At 41.7% G+C, this 18,439-nt stretch carries 17 protein-coding genes; 13 read left to right on the top strand and 4 right to left on the bottom strand.

Annotated features, from left to right (window positions below; genetic code table 11):
- Window positions 1-134: 134 nt before the first annotated feature.
- The gene (locus tag ACFOWS_RS02565; protein ID WP_379762387.1) at window positions 135-839 is read right to left on the bottom strand and encodes a hypothetical protein; all 705 of its coding nucleotides are present in this window, start codon (window positions 837-839) and stop codon (window positions 135-137) included.
- Window positions 840-1,235: 396 nt separating this feature from the next.
- Between ACFOWS_RS02565 and ACFOWS_RS02560 the strand changes: the two genes are divergently transcribed.
- Window positions 1,236-2,537 carry a site-specific integrase gene (locus ACFOWS_RS02560; protein WP_379762386.1) on the top strand — a complete coding sequence of 434 codons (1,302 nt, stop codon included), beginning with the start codon at window positions 1,236-1,238 and terminating at the stop codon, window positions 2,535-2,537.
- Window positions 2,538-3,008: 471 nt separating this feature from the next.
- Window positions 3,009-4,805 (top strand): ParB/RepB/Spo0J family partition protein, encoded by a 1,797-nt coding sequence (locus tag ACFOWS_RS02555; protein ID WP_379762385.1) that lies wholly within the window; start codon window positions 3,009-3,011, stop codon window positions 4,803-4,805.
- Between the two features lie 145 nt (window positions 4,806-4,950).
- On the opposite strand, the gene ACFOWS_RS02550 is transcribed toward ACFOWS_RS02555, so the two are convergent.
- Window positions 4,951-5,277 (bottom strand): hypothetical protein, encoded by a 327-nt coding sequence (locus tag ACFOWS_RS02550; protein WP_379762384.1) that lies wholly within the window; start codon window positions 5,275-5,277, stop codon window positions 4,951-4,953.
- Between the two features lie 200 nt (window positions 5,278-5,477).
- Here ACFOWS_RS02550 and ACFOWS_RS02545 point away from each other — a divergent pair, with 200 nt between their 5' ends.
- On the top strand, window positions 5,478-6,038 hold the full coding sequence (locus ACFOWS_RS02545) for a hypothetical protein (RefSeq protein ID WP_379762383.1): 561 nt from the start codon (window positions 5,478-5,480) through the stop codon (window positions 6,036-6,038).
- A 194-nt stretch (window positions 6,039-6,232) separates the two neighbouring features.
- Here ACFOWS_RS02545 and ACFOWS_RS02540 read toward each other — a convergent pair whose 3' ends face one another.
- Window positions 6,233-6,505 (bottom strand): hypothetical protein, encoded by a 273-nt coding sequence (locus ACFOWS_RS02540; protein ID WP_379762382.1) that lies wholly within the window; start codon window positions 6,503-6,505, stop codon window positions 6,233-6,235.
- A gap of 167 nt (window positions 6,506-6,672) precedes the next feature.
- On the opposite strand from ACFOWS_RS02540, the gene ACFOWS_RS02535 reads away from it, so the two are divergent.
- The 7 genes from ACFOWS_RS02535 (at window position 6,673) to ACFOWS_RS02505 (ending at window position 11,496) form a co-directional block, all read left to right on the top strand.
- Entirely contained in the window at window positions 6,673-7,026 is a 354-nt protein-coding gene (locus ACFOWS_RS02535; protein ID WP_379762380.1) for a single-stranded DNA-binding protein, read from the top strand.
- 64 nt (window positions 7,027-7,090) lie between these two features.
- A complete protein-coding gene (locus ACFOWS_RS02530) occupies window positions 7,091-7,540 on the top strand; it encodes a JAB domain-containing protein (RefSeq protein ID WP_379762379.1) in 450 nt (149 codons plus the stop codon).
- Complete coding sequence (locus tag ACFOWS_RS02525) at window positions 7,527-7,655, top strand: hypothetical protein (RefSeq protein WP_379762377.1); 129 nt, start codon at window positions 7,527-7,529, stop codon at window positions 7,653-7,655. Before ACFOWS_RS02530 ends, ACFOWS_RS02525 begins: the two co-directional genes overlap by 14 nt.
- A gap of 26 nt (window positions 7,656-7,681) precedes the next feature.
- A complete protein-coding gene (locus tag ACFOWS_RS02520; protein ID WP_379762376.1) occupies window positions 7,682-7,879 on the top strand; it encodes a hypothetical protein in 198 nt (65 codons plus the stop codon).
- A gap of 409 nt (window positions 7,880-8,288) precedes the next feature.
- The gene (locus ACFOWS_RS02515; RefSeq protein WP_379762375.1) at window positions 8,289-8,876 is read left to right on the top strand and encodes a BfmA/BtgA family mobilization protein; all 588 of its coding nucleotides are present in this window, start codon (window positions 8,289-8,291) and stop codon (window positions 8,874-8,876) included.
- A 2-nt stretch (window positions 8,877-8,878) separates the two neighbouring features.
- Window positions 8,879-9,898 carry a MobB family relaxase gene (mobB, locus tag ACFOWS_RS02510; protein ID WP_379762374.1) on the top strand — a complete coding sequence of 340 codons (1,020 nt, stop codon included), beginning with the start codon at window positions 8,879-8,881 and terminating at the stop codon, window positions 9,896-9,898.
- A gap of 11 nt (window positions 9,899-9,909) precedes the next feature.
- Complete coding sequence (locus ACFOWS_RS02505) at window positions 9,910-11,496, top strand: type IV secretory system conjugative DNA transfer family protein (protein ID WP_379762373.1); 1,587 nt, start codon at window positions 9,910-9,912, stop codon at window positions 11,494-11,496.
- Window positions 11,497-11,513: 17 nt separating this feature from the next.
- Here the strand turns inward: ACFOWS_RS02505 and ACFOWS_RS02500 are convergent, their stop codons facing one another.
- Window positions 11,514-12,143, bottom strand: a complete 630-nt coding sequence (locus tag ACFOWS_RS02500; RefSeq protein ID WP_379762372.1) for a hypothetical protein — start codon at window positions 12,141-12,143, stop codon at window positions 11,514-11,516.
- A 197-nt stretch (window positions 12,144-12,340) separates the two neighbouring features.
- Between ACFOWS_RS02500 and ACFOWS_RS02495 the strand changes: the two genes are divergently transcribed.
- The 3 genes from ACFOWS_RS02495 to ACFOWS_RS02485 are packed head-to-tail and all read left to right on the top strand — an operon-like array spanning window position 12,341 to window position 18,437.
- Window positions 12,341-14,368 carry a site-specific DNA-methyltransferase gene (locus ACFOWS_RS02495; protein WP_379762371.1) on the top strand — a complete coding sequence of 676 codons (2,028 nt, stop codon included), beginning with the start codon at window positions 12,341-12,343 and terminating at the stop codon, window positions 14,366-14,368.
- A gap of 2 nt (window positions 14,369-14,370) precedes the next feature.
- Complete coding sequence (locus ACFOWS_RS02490; RefSeq protein WP_379762370.1) at window positions 14,371-17,496, top strand: type III restriction-modification system endonuclease; 3,126 nt, start codon at window positions 14,371-14,373, stop codon at window positions 17,494-17,496.
- The gene (locus tag ACFOWS_RS02485; RefSeq protein ID WP_379762369.1) at window positions 17,493-18,437 is read left to right on the top strand and encodes a DUF4268 domain-containing protein; all 945 of its coding nucleotides are present in this window, start codon (window positions 17,493-17,495) and stop codon (window positions 18,435-18,437) included. The genes ACFOWS_RS02490 and ACFOWS_RS02485 overlap by 4 nt, the downstream gene beginning before the upstream one ends.
- Window positions 18,438-18,439: the final 2 nt, after the last annotated feature.

Below are 18,439 nucleotides of genomic sequence, written 5' to 3'. Positions count from 1 at the left end.
TTTTCCGGACACATCAATGGTTCTAAAGATGCGATATCACACCATCAAGCCCAATTCATTTTTTATTGCATCCAGATAATACCCCTGTTCTATGGGCTCCATTTTCTCAAACTTTGCCATCATCCTCTCTCGCTTCAATTTGAAATGTTCCCTCTCTTTATAGTTGTCACCGAAATATTGGTAGTCGTGCAACCGTGTAGGGGGGGGTAATTGAAATACACAGTTTCAGTGGCAACCCCTTGTCTGGTTCTTGCTTGGAAACTTTTCTTGTTCCATCCAGCACCGCCTAACATTTCCTGATAGAGAGGGTTGTCGTAGGTACTGATCGCTTGCATTGCCTTTTTGAACCCCAGCAACCTTGAAAGCAATGTTACATGATCATCATCGGTCATTTCAAAGGTATACTGATGGTTTGATTTTCTGGTCTTTTTTGGATAGGGAGGGTCCCAGTAAATAAAGGAATCGGATTGATCGAACTTATAATAGGTCAAGAACACCTCCCAATGTAGGTTGTGGAACCACATATCGTCCAACGTTCCATTTTTGTTCCTGCCAAATGGGTTACTATTATAATAGTCTGTCCAATGTCGGATGACAGCGGGGTCGATGTCGTTCACCAAGGTCGTGGTCGCTGGAAGTATATTGCGTGTGATTCCGCAATGTCCCAAAAAGGGCACAGCAAATCTTTTGTGTGGCGGGATAAGGTTTATGATGTTCTGGTAGACCCCTGAACCTCCCTTACCTCCGAAGTAGCCTTCGAGCTCTGGAATTTTAATCGGCATTGTTGGTGTAATTTTGGCGTTTTGGTCCTTATCCTTATTTTCGGGGATATGAACCATGGTTTTCCAAAAGTAACCAAAAATATTTTAGGCGCAACCTGATTGGCGTTTCAGGGCCAAAAAATCGCAAAAAAATCGCAAAAAAACAATATATGGTTCATAAGTTACTGGTAATCAGAAAAAGGGTGCCTGTTTTGGGAGCAGGAGGTCGCAGGTTCGAATCCTGCCACCCCGACGAACCTTGATTTTGTGGATATAAACAAAATCATAATTCATTAAAAACCAGAAGATTAATTATTTTCTGGTTTTTTTTATGCCTATTTGGAACCAATATTGAGGATGTCCTATTCGATGTCCTATTTTCTTAGGGGCAAATTCCTTAACTTGTACGTTCTGATTTGATTTTTGTGTGATTTGACTTTCGCTAACGGATTGTTCCACTTAAAGCGAAAACACATGAATTGTTCAAATTCCTTCAGTATCAGCTATTGGCTGAAAAAAACGGCCAAGAAGAGTGACGGCCTCATTCCCATTTACGCTCGAATAAGATTTGAGGGCCGCTATTGTGACCTCAGTGTCCATAGATCGACCCTGGAAGAACGATGGTGCCCTAAATTGGGCAGGATGGACCACAGGTCCACTGAAGCCAACAGCACCAACAAGTATCTGGACGAGGTCCGTGCCAAACTCTTGGATTGCCATCGTCAACTCTTTTCAGAGGGACTTCCCATCTCCCCCAATGCCATTAAACAACGTTATCTGGGAAGTGATAAAAAAATTGTCTCATTGGAGGATATTTTTGAATACCACCGCACGCACGAGATACCCAAACTGGCTCCTGGTACGAGCAAAAACTATGGTGCCACCGAAAGGTATCTCAAACGTTTCATCAAAAAAAGATTCCATGCAAAGGATATCAGATTGTCCTTCATCGATTATTCCTTTGTTGTTGAATTTGAGAGTTTTCTTCGAACCTGTACCCCAATCAATAAACACCAGCCATTGACCAATAATGGAATCATGAAGCATTTGGAGCGGTTCAAAAAGTTTGTTGGCATTGCCTACAAGTTGAGATGCATCCCGATTGACCCTTTCCATCAATACAAATTTAAGTATGAGGATTATGACAGTGATTTCCTAGAGGACTGGGAAGTTCAGAAGATATGGTCATTGGAAATAGAGGGAAATGGAATGGCCATTGTAAAGGATATCTTTCTTTTTGCCTGCTATACAGGCTTAAGTTATATCGAGGTCAAGTTGCTCAAAGCTGGTGACATTGTAGCCGGAATTGATGGGGAGCAGTGGATCAACGTAAAACGAAAAAAAACCAAAACCCCCGTAAAGGTACCTTTGCTTCATCCGGCAAAACTTATTTTGGATAAATATCAAGAGTATTCCATACCAGAAAACGGAAATGCCTTACTTCCGGTTTTTTCCAATCAAAAAGTGAATTACTACCTTAAGATGATCGCAAAACAAGCCAATATCCGGAAACACCTGACCTTCCATGTGGCACGGCACACCTTTGCGACCACCATTACGTTGATGAACAATGTACCCATCGAAACAGTGGCAAAACTATTGGGGCACAACAAGCTCTCGACCACACAGAAATATGCCAGGGTGATGGAGAAAAAGATAAGCAAGGACATGAGGGCCCTCAAACAAACCTTGAAAGGGAAATCGGATGTAAACAGCCGAGAACATCACAACTATGAAAGTGCAACCCAAAAGAAGTACTTAAGTATTGTTAGATAGAACGTGGAGGGCATTTTCATAGACCATTTCGTTAGCAGATTGTTATTTTAATCAAAATGCGTTTTTTTGAATGAAATAATGTACATTTTTATAATGGACATGAAAAGCAAAACTACTTTCCAAGACTTTCCAATATCCTTGAAAGCATATATGAAAATATGGAGTTGGCCGGAAATAGTTGAAATATACTATCCCCCAAGTAGCGGAACGGGTCAATAATGTGCTTAGTACCTTAAAACTTTATCGAAAAATAGGTAAAGGCCAATACATCAATCTTTCGGTTCACTTGAAAGAATGTGATAAATAGCTATTCCAATATTCCCGAAAGTTAAGCCCGCAAACTATTTCTCGGACAAGGGACGGCATAAAGCCGTTCCGAAGGTCACTGTTTATTCCGTTTCCTTGCCACTCCAAAATTTTGTCTTCCGCTTATGAGCCGCTCAAATATTGTTTAACCAAAATCCAAAAATCATGGAGACAAAAACAAAAAAAAGAGCGGCCCGAAAAACAAACAGTGGGCAAAGAACAAAAGCCAGTAGGGGCACAAATCTGGAAAAGGAGAATTCAGTTCCTCAGATCCGAGTACTGGACCTCGATTCGATTTTACCAGATCCCGAACAACCCCGAAAAACCTTTGATGAAGAAAACCTTCAACAATTGGCCAATAGTATCGCCAAACATGGGGTCTTGCAGCCCATTACGGTCCGTAAGACCAATGATGGCCATACCATCGTAATGGGGGAACGGAGATATAGGGCCAGTAAACTGGCTGGACTACAAACAATTCCTGCGATAATTGGAAATTACGATGATAAGGAGATTCTGGAAGTCCAGATCATCGAGAACCTCCAGCGAAAGGACGTGGAACCCATAGAAGAGGCAGAGGCCATCCGGTTCCTGTTGGACCGTTACGAACCCGGTGATATTGCCAAACGCCTGGGGCGTTCAGAAAACTTTATCCGCCAGCGTATCAAATTAGCTGGATTGATCGAAGGATTCAAAACATTTGTCCGTAATGGAGAAATGACAATCTCCCTCGGAGTGGCGGTGGCCCTTTTTGAGCCCGGTGAGCAACAGATGCTATTGGAAAGCCTGGAAGGGGATTTTCAGGCCCACCGAATCAAACGCATGGTCGAGAGCCGGACCTTTGACTTGACCAAAGCCTGCTTTGATGTGACCGACAAGACGTTGGTGCCCAAGGCAGGGGCATGCGATATTTGTCCATTCAATGCCGCGAACCAGGGCAACCTGTTCGGAAATGATAAGATGGTCTGTACCCGGACTTCCTGTTTTGAGAACAAAAAGACCAAGACTTTTATGCAACTTCTCAAAAGAGTGAAAAAGGAAGGACTGAGATTGGTACCGAATATCAACAAATACTGGGTGGACGAGGAACGGAACCAATGGGTCATTGCACAAATGGAAAAACAGGGGCTTCAAGTGAATTTGACCAATGAGATGGAAATTTTAAAAGAGCCCATAAAGCCAACTTTGGATACCATAAGGGAGGAATACAGTCACTATGAATACACCGAAGAAGAGTTGGGTGAATTCCTGTCAGAGGCCTTGGAATCCTTTGCAGAGGAAAAGGAGGCATGGAACAACGCACTGGACCATGGTTTTGAAAAAGGAATCCTTTTGGAAACGGACACCTACCTGACCGAAACAGTTTTTGTTAAGCAAAGGGAGGAAATTGAAATGGGTGGATCTGCCGCCAAGTCCTTGGATAAAAGGAAGATGGCCGAATGTACCCCAGAGGAACAGGTCATCAAGATAAATACACGGGAACTTCGGAAAAAACAGATTGAGAACAACAACCAGTTCAAGGAAGTGGTGGACATGATACGGGAAACTGATTACATTGATCGTAAGAAGCCTTTGTCCACGGATGAAATGGTGGCCATTGCCATCTCGTTGTACGAGAACAATATCGGATACTATAGCCAAAGGGAAGATTTTGCGGATTTCTTTGGTGGTGATTCCCAATTGTCCAATGAGGAACTGCTGGACCAATTCAAACAGAACTTCAAAAAGGAGACATTTTATAAACTGCTCCGGTTCCTATTGACCCGGCAAGTGCACCTTGGAGAGAGCAACCACGTCAATAATATGACCAACCAGTCCTTCTATGTGGCGATGCAATCCTTTTACAGGGACAAGATTTCGGTCATTGAGGAAACCTATGCGGAGAAGCGGGAAAAACGTGAGGCACGAATCAGGGAAAGGGTCGCAGCCCTCAAACGGCGGGCCAAGGTAATTGAGGATTGAGTTGGATAAATAAGGGGGCCTGGGAACAGGCCCTTTTCCTATGGTCTCCAATTTGGGAATCAAAGTCCCTAAAGGGCAATGTCCATAGCACTTGACTGCACTTGAAACAAGGCCGTCCGAATTGGACATGGGTATGTGCATGGAGTCAATCCAACCGTTCAATGGAACGGATGTCCTTGATCTTGATCGGGAAATCACATCGGTCGTTACCTTTTTGACCCACTGTGATAACGATTTCATACAGCTCCTGGATTTCTGTGGAATAGGCTTCCAAACGGTCCAAATTGTTCTTTGAGGATTGGATGATACCTAAAAGTGGTGAGCCATCACTTGTTTCCAAAACGATCATTTCATCGGTGAAGATTTTGATGTATTCCGCCCCCATGTTTCCAAAGATAATCGTTTTCTGGATCGCTGATGTTTTATCTGTTCCCCTCTCATTGGACTCAATTGGTGAACAGGTAATTTTCAAATGACCCGGTCAAATGTCAGAAATCCATGAATGATTGTTCCGATCAATAGTTCCCAAAGGTAAACTCGGAAAATATTTCTCGGACAAGGGACGGCATAAAGCCGTTCCAGAATTCCACTATTTATTCCGTTTCCTTCCCGCTCCAAAATTTTCCCTTGCATTTGGCGGTGTGCCACTATTGTTCAACTAAAATGCATATCATGGAAAAACAAAATGTAGTGCAACTGGATTTTGGCTTTGAACTGGAGCCAGCAAAAACACCGAATCCAAACCTAAGTACCAAGTCCCACAAGAAGGCCCAATCCGATTTTGTCCTTGACTTTTTGGACCTATTGCAAAGTCCCATCATTGTCTACCCATCACAATGGCAGGATGCCGTTCCCAAAGACCTTTTAAACAATGTTACCATGGCCCGGATGTTGACCCAGATGCGTGGGGAACACATGGCCTCCTTGACAGAGGTTGTGACCTATATGATGCCTAGTACCTTCGAATCCCCCATGCCCAGTGAATGGGTGAACATCTACACATGGTGTGGGCTAGAGTATGCCAAGACCTTTAAGAAGGATGGACAAATTGAGGCCATGAAGGAAGTGGCACCCAAACAACTGTCCGAATATGAGATGGGTCTTTTGAAAAGGTTAAGGGTCTGGATCTATGAGAAACGAAGAAAGGCCTTAAAGGATAGTATGAAAACTTCAATTTCAAAGGACATCAAGCCTTCTCAAGACCATCAAGGGGAACTGTTCCAGAAAGATTAAAAGGAAACCAAGTTCCAAGATATCACATGTACTTTTCACCCAATACCATCGAATGGTCGATGTATTGTCTTTTGGCCAAAACGGAAGTCGTCCAAACGGATTTTTGGTACGCCCTTCCTTTGCAAACCCTTCTTGGGGCTTTGCCGGGAAAGGCCGCAAATCCGTCCGTCCGCCCAACAAATTTTAAGGGGTCCTTAATAAAAGAAGCCCTTGTTGTTTTTCGGGACATCGAAAAACAGGGCAGTGCCCAAGGACTTCCAATCAGGACACCACTGCCTTCGGTCGTTTAACTTCCCGTACACTCCCTTGCCAATGGGTCGGATGGAATTCCTAGGGCCCTCATTGAACCTGTCAAGGCCAAGACAGGTTTTGCCCACAAATAGGGTTTCCACTTCCTTGAAAACCTTGCCCGCCCAGGCAAGGCAATAGGTTTTGCTACGTCGCGGAGCCTCCCGATTTCCGTCCAAAAGCCTTGACAGAACCCCCTTCTTTTATTGTGCTACGCACGTAAGAAGCAAACAAACGCCCCTTAAAATTTGGGAAACAAATACCAAAAAAATAGAGGGGAAATTTTTAACCCAGTTTGCTGATTTATCCATAAATGGAAGACCGCAGGCCTTTAAAACTTTTTATCATGAGTACATTGAGAAACAAAGTGCAACTTATCGGAAATGTGGGGCAAGACCCCGTGATCACAGACCTTGACAAAGGGAAACGTGTGGCACGCCTGACCATGGCCACTAATGAACATTACAAGAACGCCCAAGGGGAACGGGTGACCAATACCGAATGGCACACCGTGATCGGATGGGGCAAACTTGCCGACATCATCGAAGGTTTCGTTACCAAAGGAAAGGAAATCGGTGTCGAGGGAAAATTGACCTCCCGCTCCTACGAGGATAAAGAGGGCAACACACGTTACGTCACCGAAGTGGTGGCCAGTGAGATCTTGTTGTTGGGCGGTGGTGAAAACAATACCACCGAGTAAAGTGGATAAGGGTGTTCCACAATATGTGGGGCGCCCTTTTCTTATCCATATTAAAATAGATGACATGGAATACAGCGTCAACGAAATACAGATCAGTTACAGGGAAAAACTGAGCACCCTGCAATCGCTCTCCATTACCAATTCCAATGATGTGGCACAATTGCTCTTCAAAAGCTGGGATTCCGATACGATCGGTCTGAGCGAATGCTTCAAGATCCTTTTGCTCAATCAATCCAATAAGGTCAAGGGTATTTACCCATTATCCCATGGGGGCATCACGGGAACCTTGGTGGATATGCGCATCCTTTTTGCCATTGTCCTAAAGACCCTTTCCGTTGGCATCATCCTTGCCCATAACCATCCCTCTGGACAGCTCAAGGCAAGTCAACAGGACAGACAATTGACCCAAAAGATCAAAGAGGCTGCCAAGCTTTTTGATGTCAAGGTCTTGGATCATATCATTCTGGCACCCGATGGAAGGTATTATAGTTTTGCCGATAATGGAATTTTATAGGGATGAAGCTATGGAAGCAGATACGGAAATGAGCGAAATTGAAATAGGGACGGAACAGCAATATCACCCCGGGGATTACCCCGATGGTTTTGACCCTAGCCTTTATGATTTGTGAACAATGAATTTCTTAAGCATTGAATTATGGTTTATTTGAATTTTATCAACCTTGATAGCGAAACCCAGGAACGTTTGCTTTCCGTATCAAAAGAGGATGTGGAAAGCCGTTTTGGGGAACAATTGCGCCAATATGCCCAAACCCATGACTCCGACTATGATGGGTTGTTGGAAGATGAAGCCATGCGAAATCTATACAATTATGATTTTGTATTCAATATGTGAACCCTAAAACACACCATCGGAGCCCATCCAATATGATGGGCTTTTTTTATGCTCTGAACATTGGTTTTTATATCTTTAAAGGGTTGGTTTTCAACAGCATTTTAAGTGCGGAACTATTTTGATCTATTTTGGTAGATCGGTTTGACTTTCCTAAAGTCCGTACTCCGTTCGATTTGACTTTTACTTAAGAATGCAACTGGTTTTTAAACCGTGTTGTGCGATAATTTTTGTGCGTCCGCACAAAAAGGAAGAGCAAGAGGATAGCGTGCTGGCGCAGCGCTACCGATTATAGTTGCTCCGCAAGGCCCTGTTTATGGGGGCTAAGATGGATGCAGGAAAAATGGGCAAAGGTGGTTTTCACGGAAAACGGCCTTGAGCCCAATAAAATCAAGGGATTTTTCACGGAATTATGGAAAATGAAAGCAAAAATGAACGGTTCAAGAGCTTGAGTATCAAGGAACCTGTATTGTTGAAATTTAGACGTTTTTCCAAGCTATTTGGAAAATCCCAATCACTGACCCTATTGGCCATGATTGACTTTTTTGAACGACATGGAATCTCCCCGGACCAACACCTAGGGGAGACCATGGCAAGTATGAAGCACTACATAAGGCGGCGCTTCAATGCCATGGTGGCCATCATGCGAAGCATCGAGAAAGAACAGACCCTTCCCACGGTCAGCATGATGCAGGCCCTCTTTCAGCAGGAACTGGATCCTGAAGAGGATGATGAGTGGGAAGGTGACTTTGAATTTTTTGAAAAGCAATTGACCGAGATAAATGCCTCCAGTAACCCTGGACTCTTGGATAAGGAGACCACTGTGCCCAAAATAGTGCATGAACGTTTGAAGGAACAATTGGAGGATCTTAAAACTGATTTTGGCCATGTGCTGGACCATGTATCGGTGGCCAAGAACCGCTTCGGGAAGGACCACCTCAAATTGGACCTCAAACCCGGGGCCATTGAACAGTACCGAACAAAACTCAAAAATATATAAGCATGTACATTGTCATCACAAGACAACATTTAGGAGATAACTATAATGGTAGTGCCAGTGATTTTGTCAATTATCTGGAAAAGGAGAACGAAGGGAAGGCCCCGGAAGATCAAGAATTTTTCTTTAACCAGACCGAAAATGACATTGATGCCCAGCGGGTCATTGCCGAGATCGATGCCAATACCTCCAAACTCAGCAAGAAAGACCCCAAATTCTATTCCATCATGGTCAGTCCCTCCCAAGCCGAGCTCAAACATATCGGGAATGAGCCCGAAAGGTTGAAACAGTATACCCGGGAACTGATGAAGGCCTATGCCGGTTCCTTTTACAGGGACCAGGAAGTTTCAGTGAAGGATGTGTTGTATTTCGCAAAACTGGAGCGGGAACGGACCTATTCCGAAAAAGACAAGGCAGTCAAGGAAAACCAAGCCATTGCCAGTAAGATCCTGGAATTGCAACACCAGATCCGCGGCATCAAGGAGGGTAGGGAGCAAGGGGATCTATCAAAGTTGCATGAAAGAATAAATGCCCTGGAAACAGAGGCACCCCATAAACAAAATGGCAAGCGCATCGTTCCCGGAATGGCCAAGGAAGGCCACCAAAGCCATATCCATATCATTGTCAGCCGAAAGGATGTGACCAACGCCCATAGTCTCTCCCCAGGGTCCAAATTCAGGACTTCTGAGACCACTCTTAATGGGGAGAAGGTCAAACAGGGCTTTGACCGTGATAAGTTCTATCGGGCATCAGAAAAGACCTTTGACAAGCAGTTCGGGTACCGCAGGAACTTTGTGGAGACCTACTATGCCCGAAACCTTCTCGACAAGGACCCCAAACAATTCTTTGCAACCCTTTTAGGGCTTCCTTCCAACGAGAAACAGGCCGCCAAACAATTGTTGTTCAAGGCAGGGGTCAAGGTGCCAAGCATCCCCACGAACCAAGCTCAGTTAGCGTATAAGACCCTAATGCAACTCAAAAAAGGTATCGGAAAAGCCCTGGAGTCGGGATCGATTGGAATATAAATAATATAGATATGGAAAGTTTAGGATGGATCGGAATAGTATCTGGTATGGTGATCGGTGGAGGAATCTCTGTTGTGGTAAATCGATTTCTCAAATATGGGTTCGTGATTTGGGTTTTGGGAATAGTACTTTTGGCCATGGCCAATGGTTTAGTAGGAGGATGGGATGATTTTATAAAGGGATCATTGACCCTTTGGTTGCCACTGGTGTTTGTCCATGTCGTGATCTATGGTCTGGTGGATTATCATAAAGTCGATAAGAAACCCTCAAAGGTTTTTGAGGTGAAAATGAAGGTAAGGGGGAGGCCGTTGGTGTTGGGTAACATTCGGCGCGGAGTGTCGGTGATAGCCTCTGCAGGGAGCGGAAAGACGGAGAGCGTCATCTACAATTTCTTAAAGCATTTTGAAAAGGAGCATTTCTCCGGGGTCATCCATGATTATAAGGATTTTGAGATTACCGAAATGGCCTATCCTTTGTGGAATGGGGAGCAGATTCCCTTTAAGATTGTTTCCTTCGGGCCCATTTATAATCGGGTCAATCCAATAGCCCCCCGATACCTTATCGATGAGGAAAGTGTGCACGAGGTGTCCCGGGTGCTCTTGGAGAATTTGATGGAACATCGGGATTCTGATGAAAACAGCACGTCCCGGTTCTTTAAGGATGCGGCCGAGGGCTTGATCAGTGGATTGATATGGCGATTAAAGACGGATTATCCGCATTATTGTACTTTGCCCCATCTCATGGCCGTTTTTCAGCAATTGGGCACCAAGAGCCTGATCAAGTTTCTTAGAGGTAACATTACGTCCCGTGCCATGGCCGATGCCTTTATAAGTGGCATTGGGTCGGAACGCCAGACGGCAGGGGTGCTCAGCACCTTGGCCAATGGGTTTAAAAAGATCAGTACACAAAAGATCTTTATGGTGCTTTCCAAGGATGAGATTTCCTTGGATATCAATAATGGAGACCACCCATCCGTCATTGCCTTGGTGAACAACCCCCAAAAGGATGCCTCCCTTTCCCCGGTGATCGCCACGATCATCCATACGATTTCCAAGCAGATGAGCCAACGCAACCGGAAACCCTCCTTTATGTTGTTAGAAGAGGCCTCAACACTGCGGTTGTTGAATATGCACCGAATACCGGCTACTCTCAGGAGCTATGACATTGTAAGTGTGTACGTGCTACAGGACAAAATCCAGAACGATATGATGTACGGGGAAAAGGCCAGTAAAGCGATTCTTTCCAATTTGTCGTACCAGTTCTTTGGAAAGGTCAATGACCCGGACACCGCGAGATATTATGAGCGGTTCTTTGAATTGGTCAAGATACCGACTAGGAGCGTGAGCAAGAGTTCGGGGTTGAACCTGGAACGACGGATAACGGAAGGAGAGAAGGAGGTGTCCAAGCGAAGGGCAGAGGTTTTCTTTCGGTTGAAACAGGGGGAGTTTGTGGTGTTTGCGGATGGGAAGGATCGGAAGGTACAGTTTCCTAGGCCTGAGATTACAAAGGGATTGCCGGAGCCCTTGGGAATTTCAGAAAAGGAGTTGGAGCAGCATTATCTGAAGGTGCACCATGATATAGGGACTATTTTTAAATGAAATGGATAGGTTTTAGCTTAAAACAAGCTAGAAAACTTTTGGATGATTTCGATGCTATTAGGGTTTCTTTTGTATGACCGATTCAAATAACCAGGGTGATAAAAGCAATTTTCCTCGAAACTGGAATGGTAAATAGGCGTGTTTCGAATGTCGTAAGATTTGAAGATATTAAGGGGAATATCCTTTATTTTTCCATATTTGCCAGTGTTTCCCCAGCCAAAATAAACAGGCTTTTCTCCAAAAAGTTGCCCTTCACTAAAAGTGAAATCCATTCCGCTTTTGAAACTAAGAAGTGCTTTGTCCAAATCCTGCTCCTTCAAATAGAAACAATTGAAAAGTTGTAAGACACCGTTTAGCGATTTAGGCTTGCCGGCATACCATCCATTGAAAAGTTTGGTAAGTTGTGCCATAGTGGGGTCCGGATTGAATTTTTTCCAAATGGAGGAATAATCTATTTCCATATTATGGTTTTTGCTGTAAAAGGCTTGAATTAAATCATGGTCGGCATTTCCGATGGGTTCGGCGCTACCGGGATTAATCAATACCGCGCTGCCAATTAAATCTATGCTTTCACCAAACTGTAAAAGGGTTTTTCTGCGATAAGCATTGCAATCTGCTATGGTAAAATATTCTGCATAGACCTTCATGTATCAGGTTTTATGTTTTATAAGTGTAAAAAACAGGTATTTAATTTTATTTTCTAAGGTTAACCGTCATAAATATCAAAAAGCAAATCTTCCTTTTGGTTTGCTTATAAATATCCCTATTTTAACAGTTAATTTCCGTTGTATCCCCCTACAAATTCCGGAATACAAACAACTGACTAATAAACAGAGATATACATATGTCCGAAAACGACAAATTAGACCTTGCTTCCCCCGATTTAGTAAATGAGAATTTTGAGAAACTGTCGGAACTATTCCCAAATTGTGTTACTGAAAGCGCGGAGGGCAAGGCAATAGACTTTGATTTACTAAAGCAGGAACTAAGCCATGCGGTGGTCGAAGGGAATAAGGAACGTTATCGTTTGGAATGGCCTGGCAAAAAAGAAGCTATTGTCACAGCTAACTTACCTACCACTAAAACTTTAAGACCTGTAAGAGAAGATTCTGTTGATTTTGACAATACAGAGAACCTTTATATTGAGGGAGATAATTTGGAAGTCCTCAAGCTTTTACAAGAAAGCTATTTGGGAAAAATCAAAATGATTTATATCGACCCACCCTACAACACGGGGAAAGACTTTGTCTATAAAGACAATTTCAGTAGGGATAGCCAAGAAGAACTTTTAGAAAGTGGTCAAAAGAACGAATACAATCAAAGATTAGTTGCTAATCCCGAGACTTCGGGGCGGTATCATTCCGATTGGTTGAGTATGATGTATCCCAGATTAAGGTTGGCTAGAAACCTATTATCGGATGACGGAGTGGTTTTTATTTCAATAAATAATATTGAAATTCATAATGCTAGAAAGATATGTGATGAAATTTTTAGTGAGAACAATTTTTTTGAATGTATTACTTGGAACAAAAGAGTTCCTAAGAATGATAAGGGTATAGGTAACATTCATGAATTTGTTTTGATATATGTAAAAAATTCTGAGCTTGAACATTCTTTCATAATGCCAAAGGATGGCTTAGAAGAAATATTCGACATGGCTAAAAAGTTTAAATCAAAGGGTATTGATATAACAGAAGCCGAGTTGGAATTGAAGAAATTTTATAAGAAAAGAGGGTTTGACAGAGGGATAACGCTTTATAATTCCATAGATCATAATTATAAAATTTGGGGAAAGATAAATATGAGTTGGCCAAATGCAAACACATTTGGTCCTAGATATGATGTTCTACATCCAAAAACTAAAAAACCTGTAAAAGTTCCAGATAGGGGATGGAGATGGAAGGAAAGCACCTTCAATGAAGCATTAGATTATGAAAATGTAGTTGAGCTACCCGATGGAAGTTTTAGATGTGGCACTATTTGGTTCGCAAAAGACGAGAACACACAGCCAAGTTCTATTAAATATCTTGAAGATGTAAGTGACATGCTTTTACGTTCCATAGTAAGCCTTAAAAGTGATGGAGGTATTGAAACGGAAAAGCTATTCGCAAATAAAAGTATTTTTTCGTACCCAAAACCAACATCCTTGCTTCGCAGATTAGTTGAATCAATAAAAATGGAAAACGGTATTGTTCTTGACTTCTTTTCTGGCTCTGCCAGTACTGCTGATGCGTTACTTCAATATAACTCTGAATCTCTAAAAAGGAATAAATATATAATGGTCCAGCTCCCTGAGGATTTGGACGAAAACCTTAAGGATGCGGATAATAATACAAAACAAACAATTCAAAACTCAATTGATTTTTTGGATTCTCTAGGCAAACCTCATTTAATTACTGAATTAGGCAAAGAACGTATCCGCCGAGCTGCTAAAAAAATCAAAGAAGAAACAGGTGCAGATATTGATTATGGATTCAGGGTTTATCGCTTGGATGAGAGCAATATGGAAGATGTTTACTACATGCCTCAGGAATACACACAGGACAAACTTGATTTATTTGCGGACAATGTAAAATCAGGTCGAACATCGGATGATCTTCTTGCACAAGTGATGTTGGATTGGGGTTTGCCACTTTCACTCAAAATTGAACAAGTCAACATTAATGGTAAAAAGTTGTTCAAGGTTGCAGAGAATTCTCTTTATGCTTGTTTTGATGATGATATAGATGAAGCTTTTGCAAAGGCTATTGCAGAAGAACAGCCTCTCCGTATTGTCTTTAAGGATAGTGGCTTTAAAGATGATACCGCCAAAACCAATGTAAAACAGCTGTTGAAGCAATTGAGTCCTGAGACTGAAATGAAAGTTATTTAAGTATGAAATTACAGTTCAAAGAACAGGATTTTCAGTTAAATGCGGTCAAGGCGGTAGTGGACTGTTTTGAAGGTCAACCTTTAAAAACAAACCGATTTACTTTGGAGCGTAGCAAAGAAATTATGCGCAAGGCTAAAATGGCCGCTACAGGAGCTTCCACGTTTGATTTCAGTATCGAAGAGGAAATTGGTTATAGAAATAGCAGTATTCAAATTCTAGAAGGTCAGGTGTTGAAAAACATTCAAGAGGTTCAAAAGGAAAATGACGTTCATCAAAGCCAACAAGTAGAACGTCCAAAAGGTGTTAAGCTCGGATATAACCTTACGATTGAAATGGAAACAGGCACAGGTAAAACCTACACCTATATCCGAACGATGTATGAACTTTTTGAGAAATATGGTTGGAGCAAGTTCATTGTAATCGTTCCAAGCATTGCCATTCGAGAAGGGGTTTATAAATCATTCCAAGTTACACAAGAGCATTTTCAGGAAAAGTACGGTCACAAGATTAATCCATTTATATACAACTCTGGTCGTCCACAGGATATTGAGAATTTTGCTTCTGATAGTCGTATCAGTGTAATGATTATCAACACACAAGCTTTTAATGCTCGTGGTAAGGATGCTAGACGGATTTATCAAGAGTTGGATCAATTTGGTACAAGAAAACCAATTGAAATTATTTCACAAACCAACCCAATTCTAATAATTGATGAACCACAATCGGTAGACGGCAAAAAGACCTTAGAGAGTATGCAGGATTTCAATCCGCTCTTCACGTTACGTTATTCAGCAACCCACAAAGTAGAATACAATAAAGTTTATCGCTTGGATGCATTGGACGCCTATAACAAAAGGCTGGTCAAAAAAATCCAAGTTAAAGGTATTAACCTAAAAGGCTCAACTGGTACAACTGGATATTTGTATTTAGAGCATATCAGTTTGAGCACCACAAAACCTCCTTTTGCAGTAATGGAATTTGAACAACGTTCGGGTTCAGGGGTTAAGCGTGTTCGTAAAAAACTGGGAGAAGGCGACAATTTATATGAACTGTCAGGGAATATGCCTGCTTATAAGAACCAAACGATAACTGATATTAATGGTTATTTGAACAAAGTTGTTGTGGGTGGTGAAGAAATATATCCGGGTGATATTGTCAATGACATGGACGAGTTGGCCTTTAGGCGTATTCAAATCCGCGAATGTATTTTGTCTCATCTTCAAAAAGAGAAACAACTATTTGAGAAGGGAATTAAGGTTCTCTCTCTTTTCTTCATTGATAGTGTTGATAAGTATAGGGTCTATGGTGATGATGGGGATGCTCTTTTGGGAGAGTATGCTCAAATTTTTGAAGAAGAGTACAAAAATGCGGTCAACGACTTTTTAGACTTATTTCATCAAGATTATAATGATTACCTCAAGGATAACGACCCGAGTGATGTTCACAAGGGCTACATGCCCTTAAACTACAAGGAATATTTGAAAAGGGATGAAGCCAATAAAGTCCACAATGGCTATTTCTCAATAGACAAAAAAGGATTGAGCGTTGATCCGTCGGTAAAGCGTGGAAGTGAAGAGTCAGATGACATATCTGCATATGACTTGATAATGAAGGATAAGGAACGGTTGTTGAGTTTTGAAGAGCCTACCAGATTTATCTTTTCACATTCGGCTTTGAAAGAAGGTTGGGACAACCCCAATGTTTTCCAAATATGCGCATTGAAAAATCCCGAGAGTGGCAGTGAAACCAGAAGAAGGCAAGAGGTTGGTCGTGGGATGCGTTTATGTGTCAATAAAAATGGTAACAGATTGGATTTTGAAGCTGTTGGCGAACAAGTCCATGAAATCAACAAATTGACGGTTATTGCTTCTGAAAGTTATGAAGCCTTCGCAAAAGGATTGCAAAAAGAGATAGCGGCTACCCTTAAAGATAGACCACAAAAAGCAGAGGTTGAATATTTTGTTGGCAAGTTAGTGACTGACGAAAAAGGTGAAGAACATCGTATCACCGAGGAAGAAGCCAAAAAAATCCAGTTCAAGTTAATTATAGGTCAGGTCATTGATGAAAATTATAAAATCACATCGGATGGTAAGGAGTTGATCGAGCAGGATAAAATGCCATTACCTGAACAACTGGAACCCTATAGAGCTTCAATTGGAAAATTATTACAAGCCATTTATACAGGAGAAGAGTTTAAGCCTGAAAATGAGCGTGAAACAGTTGTTTTAAGAACCAACACCAACTTTAAGAAAAAGGAATTTCAAGCACTTTGGGATAAGATCAACTTAAAGACGATTTATGAAGTTAAGTTCGATACGGAAAAGCTTGTTGAAGACAGTAAGATTAAGATCAATGCCCAATTACATATTGGGGATAGGGTTTACGAAGTTAAAACGGGTGAGCTTCATGACGGCACAAAGGATCAGATGAAGGACGGTTCTCTGATTAGGGAATCCAAAAGAGAACAACAACGTTTGTCCAATGATTTATTTGCTGATGCCGTCTATGATGTCGTAGGTGAAATTGAAGAGCAGACCAACTTGACCAGACGCACCATAGTTGCCATTTTAAAATCAATTAGTGAAAAGAAATTCTTGCTAATCAGAAAGAACCCAGAAGAGTTTATTGCTAAGACAAGTAAGTTGATCAATGAGGTCAAGGCAAGTTTGATTATCAATAACATTGTTTATCATAAAACCGAAGAAAGGCATGATGCTAAAACGGTTTTCACCAATGACAAATTTGCGCTTCGAAAATCAGATTTGCTTAAAAAGCACATCTATGATTTTCTAACTTCTGACTCTGGCATAGAATCTAAATTTGCCGAAGCATTGGAAAATAGTGTTGAGGTTTTTGTTTACGCAAAATTGCCTAAAAGCTTCTATGTTTCAACCCCTGTTGCAAATTATAGTCCCGATTGGGCGATTGTTTTTGATAAGGACAAAGTGAGACAAATATACTTTGTGGCCGAGACTAAAGGTTCAGACTCCGATTTGGATTTAAGAGAAATAGAAAAGCTGAAAATACATTGTGCTGACGAACATTTTAAAGAAATCAGCGGTAATGAAGTCCGATTTGAAAAGGTCAGTAGCTATGAGAAACTAATGGAAATAGTTCAAACCCAATGAATAGTGTAGAAAAAATTATCAGAATTCCCATTAGAGAAGCTTTCCCTTATGAAGCTAGAAGTCTAACGCCTTGGCTTTGCGAGAATATCGATGTACTTGGGGATGCAATAGGACTTGAGTTGATAAATCCTGAAAGAGAGCAAAGCACAGGAAGTTTCAATGTTGATATTAAAGCAGAAAATGACAATGGAGATATTGTTGTCATTGAAAATCAATATGGACCAAGTGATCATGATCATCTTGGGAAATTGATTACATACTTAACATCGTTTGAAGCTAAGGTCGCTATTTGGATTGTTGAAACTCCAAAACAGGAACACATCAATGCTATTTCATGGTTGAATGAAGCTGATAATGGCTGTGATTTCTACTTCTTGAAGATTGAAGCCATAAAGATTGGAGAAAGTAACCCAGCACCATTGCTATCAAAAATTGTTGGGCCTAGTGAGGAATCCAAACAAATTGGCAAGATTAAAAAAGAGGATTCATTAAGGCATAAACAAAGAAGAGCCTTTTGGACAAAGCTATTGGCTGTGACTAATACTAAAAATGTAACAACCTTTTCGGCTATTTCCCCATCAGGTGATGCATGGATAGGTGCTTCATCAGGTGTCCGTGGCTTATCATATGTATTCTGGGTCAATCAACACAGCGTTAGGATCGAACTTCGAATTGACCGTGGCAAGGGCTTGGGAGATGAAAATTTGACTATCCTAAGAACCTTGGAACAATCCAAGTTTGAAATTGAAAACAGTTTTGGCGATAGTTTGAATTGGGATGAACTTGAAGGGTATAGAGTTTGTAGTATAAGAAAAGAATACAATTTGGGTGGATATAGGGATGAAGAAGAAAAATGGGATGTAATAATTGACCGTGCTGTGGAAGCCATGGACTCCCTTATCAATGCCACAAGAAAATATATTAAGGCTTTGCGACTGTAACT

The organism is Flagellimonas marina, assembly GCF_042651185.1.
Lineage (GTDB): Bacteria > Bacteroidota > Bacteroidia > Flavobacteriales > Flavobacteriaceae > Flagellimonas > Flagellimonas marina.
The sequence above is the reverse complement of the archived record's forward strand: the minus strand, read 5'-3'. Positions and strand labels throughout refer to the sequence as shown.